6 protein-coding genes are annotated in these 8,382 nt (G+C 42.5%); 5 read left to right on the forward strand and 1 reads right to left on the reverse strand.

Annotation, left to right across the window (positions count from 1 at the left end):
- Positions 1-172: 172 nt before the first annotated feature.
- Positions 173-1,252, reverse strand: coding sequence for a 3-phosphoserine/phosphohydroxythreonine transaminase (serC, locus tag FB6_RS08585; protein WP_174559611.1), 1,080 nt, complete (start codon positions 1,250-1,252; stop codon positions 173-175).
- A gap of 462 nt (positions 1,253-1,714) precedes the next feature.
- On the opposite strand from serC, the gene FB6_RS08590 reads away from it, so the two are divergent.
- From FB6_RS08590 to gltP, 5 genes are all read left to right on the forward strand, one after another.
- Positions 1,715-3,247, forward strand: a complete 1,533-nt coding sequence (locus tag FB6_RS08590) for a TolC family protein (protein ID WP_174559612.1) — start codon at positions 1,715-1,717, stop codon at positions 3,245-3,247.
- 22 nt (positions 3,248-3,269) lie between these two features.
- Positions 3,270-4,436, forward strand: a complete 1,167-nt coding sequence (locus FB6_RS08595; RefSeq protein WP_174559613.1) for an HlyD family secretion protein — start codon at positions 3,270-3,272, stop codon at positions 4,434-4,436.
- Positions 4,436-5,566: an ABC transporter permease gene (locus tag FB6_RS08600; protein ID WP_174559614.1), complete on the forward strand. Its 1,131-nt coding sequence runs from the start codon at positions 4,436-4,438 to the stop codon at positions 5,564-5,566. The genes FB6_RS08595 and FB6_RS08600 overlap by 1 nt, the downstream gene beginning before the upstream one ends.
- Positions 5,563-6,660 carry an ABC transporter permease gene (locus tag FB6_RS08605; protein WP_174559615.1) on the forward strand — a complete coding sequence of 366 codons (1,098 nt, stop codon included), beginning with the start codon at positions 5,563-5,565 and terminating at the stop codon, positions 6,658-6,660. The genes FB6_RS08600 and FB6_RS08605 overlap by 4 nt, the downstream gene beginning before the upstream one ends.
- A 270-nt stretch (positions 6,661-6,930) precedes the next feature.
- A complete protein-coding gene (gltP, locus tag FB6_RS08610; RefSeq protein WP_174559616.1) occupies positions 6,931-8,226 on the forward strand; it encodes a glutamate/aspartate:proton symporter GltP in 1,296 nt (431 codons plus the stop codon).
- The last annotated feature ends 156 nt before the right edge of the window (positions 8,227-8,382 follow it).

Raw genomic sequence — 8,382 nt, forward strand, 5'->3', positions numbered from 1 at the left:
TCTTCTAGAGTGAGATGAGTATAGTTCATGATGCAACTTTGACTTTGGTCGGTCGGAAGCAAAATGCTAGCTCATCTTGCTTCCTTCCAATAATTTAATCTCTGTTGCACTTCATTTGAGAATCTAAGGAATAAAAAAGCCCGGCACATGCCGGGCTTTTTAGCTTTAATGTTTAACCATTGCGTTTTGCAAAGTCATCCATAAAGTTAACCAGTGCCTGTACACCTTCTAAAGGCACAGCATTATAAATACTTGCACGCATGCCACCGACTGAACGGTGACCTGCCAAGTTTAGAAGATGATTTTGTTCAGCTTCTTGCAAGAACAGTTTATCCAGATCAGCATTGGCCAAAGTGAATGGCACGTTCATGATCGAACGGTTTGGCTCTGCAATCGGATTCGCATAGAAATCGCTAGAGTCAATATAACCATACAGTAATTTGGCTTTTTCAAGGTTCACTTGATGGATCGCATCAACACCACCCTGATCAAGCAACCATTCGAACACCAAACCAGACAGATACCAAGCATAAGTTGATGGTGTATTCACCATTGAACCATTTTTAGCTTGAGCTGAATATTTCAAGATGCTTGGAATTTCAGGTTTTGCCTGATCCAGTAAATCTTCGCGAATAATCACTAAAGTTAAACCGGCAGGACCAATGTTCTTTTGCGCACCGGCGTAGATCACACCGAATTTAGACACATCAATTGGTGCTGAAAGAATGCTTGAAGATAAGTCTGACACCAATGGTGCATTGACTTCAGGCACGCCGGCAAATTGAAGGCCACCAATGGTTTCGTTGTCTGCATAGTGTACATAAGCCGCATCATCAGACAAGTTCCAAGTGCTTTGCTCAGTAATGGCCAATTTACCATTGATGCTGGTACCCGCTTCTACCACATTGATGTTGCCATAGCGCTGTGCTTCTTTCAGCGCTTTTTCAGACCAGATACCGGTATGAATATAATCCGCTTTGCTGTTTTTACCCAACAGGTTCAAAGGAATTGCAGAGAATTGAAGTGAAGCACCACCTTGCAAGAACAATACTTTATAGTTCTCAGGAATGTTCATGAGTTTGCGTAAATCTGCTTCTGCTTTTTCAGCAACCGCAACATAGTCTTTGCTACGATGGCTCATTTCCATGATCGAAAGACCTTTGCCATGCCAATCAAGCAATTCAGCCTGAGCTTTTTCTAAAACGGCAGTAGGTAATGCAGCAGGACCAGCACAGAAGTTGTACGCGCGCATGATTTTTCCTTTCAGAGTGAAACACAATAAAATGATGGCATTTAACCACAGATAGCCTGCGCTTGCAGTATTTTATCCTGAAAATATTTCAATGCTGTCGGACATTTAAAGCTAAAACTTCAATAAAGATCTGATCTTTTAGCCGGTTTGATGATTTCAATAAATGGCTCACCGGCCAGTAAATAACTGACGATTCTTAAGATTAGGGCCGGAATCACTACCTATCCATTTAAAATGACTGAATTTCGTATTACACGCCTCTTATCCTGTAAAAACACATAGTCACAAACATAGACGAAGTGTCAGCAGACTATTAATATAATGGTAATTTGTACACAATATAGCCAATAAAGCTCAAGATACACACCATAGTGGCACGATCAAAAAAATGCACAGCTGTATAAAAAGAATTTGCTGAATCATTGCTTTATACTTGGCTTGACGATACGGAGAATCTATTTGATGTTACAGTGCTCCTCAGGTTTATGTAGATCTAAACAAAAAAGTAAAACCAATAAAAAAGTGAATGGTGCCCAGAATGGTACTATTTTTAATGTTTCAATATTGTTCAGTTCAATACTGTTCAGTTCGACGTGTTTCGCGCAAAGCATCAGCTTTCAGCAGGCTGAACAAAATATTTTAAAGAATTCCTATAGCACGCAGGCGAGCCAAGCGCTGCAACAGGCCTCCAAACTGGAAGCGGAGTCTGTCAAAGGGCTAGGATTACCGCGTGTCGATCTGAATGTTCGTGCCTATGCTTTTAATAATGAACTCGATGTGCCACTGGGCGCATTAAAAAATAATCTCGAACAAACCCTGTCAAATGGGGTGAACAGCCAAATTGATCAATGGCAAGCTGCAAATCCGAATTTATCAGGCCTGGCAGATCCACTACAAAATGGCTTGAACCAAACCATTCATAATGGTGTTGGACTAATCCCTGATTCTTCACAAGTTGATTTGGATGATCAGGTGATCCGCCCATCCGTTTCTTTGCTAATGCCGCTTTATACCGGAGGCCTGACCAGTAGCGCCAAAGAAATTGCCAATATCAATGCGGAACGCAGTCAGTTAAGCAATCAACAACAACAAGACACCCAGCGTTTTGAGCTGATTCAGGCTTATTTTAATGCCCAATTGCAAAAACAGCTGTTAGCCTCTAGCCAGTACAACCTGAAGGCGATGCAATCGCATTACCGCAATGCGCTGAAACTGGAACAGCAAGGTTTTATTAGTAAAGGCCAACGTATGCAGTTCGAAGTTGCACAAAACAATGCTGAACGCAGTTTTCAAAATACCGATGCCAGTTACCGTGCCAGTTTATTTCAACTGAATAACCTGCTGCAAAGCAGTCAAATTACCGACTTGAGCACGCCCCTGTTTGTTAACTCGAACCAAACACAGTCTTTAAATGCCTTGCTCAAAAGTTTTCCGGATCAATCGACATTAATCCGCAAAATGCAGATGGATACCCAACTGGCCAATGCCAACGTCAAAGCCCAGAGTGCTGCCAAAAAGCCCAGTGTTTTTGCTTTTGGTGAATATACCCTAGATGACAAACAGAACTGGATTGTCGGAGTGGCAGCACGTTACAACCTATTTTCAGGCATCGATCACAATAAAAGCGTGCAGGCTGCCGAATTACAGCGTTATGCCTCTGAGCTGATGACCGCGCGTACCAAGCAGGAAATAGAAAACCTGATTTATAAATCTTATAGCGAAGTCACCACAGCACAACAAAGTGACCAGTTGCTGCAACAGAATCTGAAAGCAGCGCAGGAAAATTTACGCATTCAAACCCTGTCCTTTAAAGAAGATATGGGAACTGCCAATCAGGTGATTGATGCACAAAATACCTTAAGTGGTCTCAAAGCTGAAATGGCACTGAATGCCTATAAATATGTGATGTCACTAGCGACATTATTGCAAAGTCATGGCTCGATCGACCAGTTTCAAAGCTATCTTGCTCAACCCAATACCCATTACATCCGTTAACATTGATGAGGCAATTGAATAAATGAATCAGGATCAAAACCACACTGATCAAGACAAAAATGTGCCCTCATCAGAGGAACATGCTATCCCTCAAGCCGATACCATGGCTGAACCGGAACAGCAAGCGCCAGCGGAAACAGTGACGGCAAAAACCGGGCAAAATTCAGCCGATACCATCAGCGCTAATGATCCGCAGCCCGCTAAAAATAAAACAGCCATCAAAGTTGTGGGCTTAATGGTAGTGCTACTTTTACTGGGTTTGATTGCTTTTGGTTTATGGAAAAGTTATCAGCCCAAAGAAGTGGAATTACAAGGTCGGGTTGAAGCGGAAACCCTGCATGTCAGTACCAAAGTGCCAAGTCGTATCGAAGAAGTCTATGTGCATGAAGGGCAAAAAGTCACCAAGGGTCAGGAACTGGTTCGACTCTTCAGCCCTGAAGTGGATGCCAAAAAACAGCAGGCCTTAGCCAGCTTGCAATCGGCACTGGCACTGCAATCCACTGCCGAACGTGGCTCCCAACAGGAAAATATCGACAGTTTATATGCCAACTGGCAGGCCATGAAAGCACAGGAAGCCTTAGCCCAGACCACTTATCAGCGCAGTGCCAACCTGTTTAAAGAAGGTGTGATTTCGCGTCAGCGTCGTGATGAAGTCCATGCCGCCGCCCTGTCTGCAGCACAAATGACCGAAGCTTCTTATCAGCAATATGCCCGCGCCAAACGCGGTAGTACACCGGAACAAAAAACTTCTGCAGATGCACAGGTCGACATTGCCAAGGCTGCCGTTAGCGAGGCCAATGCCTTGGAAGCAGAAACAAAACTGTTGGCGCCGATTGATGGCACCATCTCCAAAACCTATGGCAAAGCCTCTGAACTGGTAGCCATGGGGGTTCCTGTGGTCAGTATTATTCAAGACGATATCTGGGTCAGTTTGAACATTCGTGAAGATCAATATGCTCAAGTCTATAAAGCTAAAAGTTTAGAGGGTTATATTCCTGCGCTGAATCAAACAGCCAGCTTCAAGATTAAAACCATTGATGCCGAAGGTGAATTTGCCACCATTAAAACTACACGCCAAACTGGTGGTTATGACATCCGCAGCTTTAAATTGCATTTGGTGCCTGCGCAGCCGATGAGCGATTTAAAAGTTGGCATGAGCGTACTCTTTAAAATTAAAGAGGCGAAATAATGTTTTCGGGTTTCGCACGTGAATTACGCTATTTACTGCAACATAAATGGGACTTGTGTCTGGTCACGCTTGCGCCTGTATTTATTGTGTTTTTATTTAGCAGCATGTTTTCCCAAGGCAAGCCCGAACATTTACCCATTGCCATTATTGATCAGGACCACAGTGAACTCAGCCGAAATATTGAAAAATATCTCTCGCATAATTCATCTTTAGAAATCCGCACCATTACTGAAAACCGGGATGAAGTCGAAAAAAGCTTTAACCAGAATAAAATCTGGGGCTATCTGATTATTCCTGAAGGTGCAGAACAACGACTGGTTCAGGCCAAAGACGCTGAAATCAGTATCTTGTTCAATCAAAGCTATTTTAGTGTCGGCAATACCATTTCCTCTGCCATGTTACTGGGAACCGTAGAAGCAATTGCCGATTACATGGGTCACAGCTATTTTGAAAATAATCTGCCTGATCTGAATGCGCCGACCCCGAATGTCAAAATTTCGCCGCTGTATAATCCGAGTCTCAATTATGAGTTTTATCTCGAACCCTACATGATTCCAGCGATCCTGCACTTGTTACTGTGCTGCTGTGTGGCTTTTTCCGTCGGGCAGGAACTCAAATTTGCCACGACCAGACAATGGATTGGACAGGGTTCACTATTTAGTGCCTTAGTCTCAAAAAACCTGACCTATGTGCTGATTTTCTGCTTTTGGACCTGGCTATGGATGTTCTGGCTGATTGAAATCCGGGGCTGGTTCGTCGCAGGTCAACTCTGGATGATTATTATTGGGCAGTTTTTATTTTATTCAGCCTATGCCCTGATCAGCAGTAGCATTGTTTTAGCTACCCAGAACTTAAGCAAAAGCTTTGGCCTGATTGCAGTCTATGGCGGTTCATCACTCAGCTTTGCCGGGGTGACTTTGCCCTTAAACAATGCCCCCCTCTTTACCAAGTTCTGGGCCAATATTATTCCTTATACCCCTTATGCAAAATTACAGACTGAGCAATGGGTGATTGGCAGCCCGATCTCCTCTTCCCTGCAACCACTGTTATTTTTAGCGTTTTACGTGATGTTTTATTTGCTGTTTGCGCTGTTACTTCTTAAAAAATATCTGAACGGAGTAAAGGTATGAAACAGTGGTGGCATTATTACGGCAAAACCTTTCAGGATATTTTGGCCAATCAGTCAATTCTGACCACTTTGATTCTGTCGGTGTTTCTATACAGCTTTTTCTATCCAACTGCCTATAAAGCCCAGCAAGCCGAGTCCATCCCCATTGTGATTGTGGATGAAGAACAAAGCATCGTCACCAATCAGATTATTACGGCTGTGGCAAAAAGCCCGAATGTCGAAATTAAAACCGTGACCGGAAATTTTGCCGAAGCGGAAGCCATGATCAAGCAGCAGCAAGCCGATGGCATTTTGCTGTTACCGAATAATCTGTCCAATAGTATCCGCCGCGGTGAAACTGGAGGTGTAGGACTATATTTAAGTGCTGCCAATTTTTTAAAAACCAAGCAGATTGGTGTGGGACTGGCCAGCTCGATTGAAAATGCCATTGCAGAACAGGCTGAAAAATTTGGCAATATCTCGCATTTCTCTCCTGCCCTGTCAGTCCATCAAGTGCCTTTGTTCAATACTACCTCCGGTTATGGCAGTTATATTTTCCCGGCCATTGCTCCTTTAATTATTCATCAAACCATCCTGCTCGGTTTGAGCATGCTGATTACCGGTTATCGTGAACGCAACTGGCGGCCAAGCAAAACCGAAATTGCGGGGATTTTTACCGCCATTTTAACCATCGGCTGTTTGGGCTGCTTTTATCTGTTTGGTTTTACCTTCTGGCTGTATGACTATCCGCATGGTGGGAACTTTTTCGGCATGCTGATCGCCGTGCCTATTTTTATAGGCTGTGTGATCAGTTTTAGCTTACTGATTGCCAGCTTTTTTGATATGCCTGAACGCGTTGGGCATGTCATTGTTTGTACTTCCATTCCTCTATTTTTGCTCTCCGGTACTGCCTGGCCACATGCTGCCATGCCAATGTGGATACAGTGGCTGGGACAAGCCCTGCCCTCTACCCAAGGCATCCATATGTTCATTCAGCTAAATCAAATGGGAGTCCCCACCAGTCTGGTCGTTCCCAAAATGATCTATCTGGCCACCTTTGGGAGCATTTGTCTGGTTTGGGCCTATTTCCGACTCAGCAAAAAGGCTCAAAAATAATCTTTGGCGTATGTCACCATAAGATTGTTAAATAAAACTTTACAATTTGATTAAATTTAGCGCTAAAATAGCTATATTTTTAACCATTCGGTCAAAATATGAAGAAAAATGTTAGATTGCATGCTCCAATCAATGCAAAATACGCTTTTGTTTATATTCCCTGAATACCATTTGCTATTCACTCCCACGCTCCCCGTAACATGCCGATGTGATATCGACAGCGTTATAGCAGCATTTTTTTCATTAAATATTTGATTTTAAGGGCTTAGCATGAAGAAGATTAAGATTAGTCTTGCTTGGCAAATCGTTATTGCGCTCATTTTAGGTGTGCTTGTAGGCTCTTTTCTACATTATTCTCCCGAGTATCGTGAAACTCTGATTAATAATCTGCTGAGTCCTTTGGGCGCAATCTTTATTAATTTGATTAAGATGATCGTGATTCCACTGGTAGTATCCATGCTGATTTTAGGTATTGCCAATGCAAGTCATGGTCAGAATGTGGGTAAACTTGGTTTCAAAACAATTGTTTACTTTGAAATTATTACCACTGTAGCGATTATTGTAGGTCTGGTTGCTGCCAATATATTCCAGCCTGGTGCTGGTATTGATATGTCGAGTTTGACACAAACCGATATCTCTCAATATCAACAAACCACACAGGAAGTGAGTAGCCACGCGCATGGCCTGGTCAACACCGTTTTATCTTTGATTCCTTCCAATATTTTTGGATCACTGACTGATGGGCATATGTTGCCGATCATTTTCTTCTCTGTGATCTTTGGTCTTGGTTTAGGGTCTTTAGCGAAAGAAACCAAGAAACCGCTGATTGACGTTTTACATGCGATTTCTGAAACCATGTTCAAAGTAACGCATATGATCATGCTTTTCGCACCTTTCGGTGTATTTGGCCTGATTGCAGCAACTGTTGCAAACTTCGGTTTTAGTTCTCTGCTTCCTTTAGTGAAATTGGCTCTATTGGTTTATGGCGCTATTTTCTTCTTCATCTTTGTGATTTTAGGATTTGTCGCTAAATTCTGTGGTTTTAGTATTTGGGAAATTATTAAAATTCTAAAAGATGAGTTGATTCTGTCTTATTCCACTGCCAGTTCGGAAACCGTTTTACCGCGTATTATGGAAAAAATGGAAGCCTACGGCGCTCCAAAATCCATTACCAGTTTTGTAATTCCAATTGGTTATTCATTTAATCTGGATGGTTCTACGCTTTATCAAAGTATTGCAGCGATCTTTATTGCGCAGCTTTACGGTATTGATTTAACCATCACTCAGCAAATCATTTTGGTACTCACCCTGATGATTACCTCTAAAGGTATTGCGGGTGTTCCAGGCGTGTCTTTCGTTGTATTACTTGCAACATTAGGCAGTGTGGGTATTCCTCTGGAAGGCTTGGCATTTATTGCCGGTATTGACCGTATTTTAGATATGGCTCGTACTGTATTGAATGTAATTGGTAACTCGTTGGCTGTGCTTGTAATCAGTAAATGGGAAGGTCAATTCGACGCTGAAAAACAAAAAAATTATGCGGTTGAAATTAAAGAAGCTGCGTAATTAAAAGCATAAAAAAGGAAGCTTCGGCTCACTGCTGTCCCACAAATATCACAATAGGAACCTCAATTGAGGTTCTTCTTGTTTTAGCCATTTTTTATCAGGCAGAAAGAGTGACCTTAAGAGCTTCCTTTCGAATAAATTTAGTTGAATAATTCT

The organism is Acinetobacter bouvetii (assembly GCF_902753875.1).
In the GTDB taxonomy this organism is placed as follows: Bacteria; Pseudomonadota; Gammaproteobacteria; order Pseudomonadales; family Moraxellaceae; genus Acinetobacter; species Acinetobacter bouvetii_A.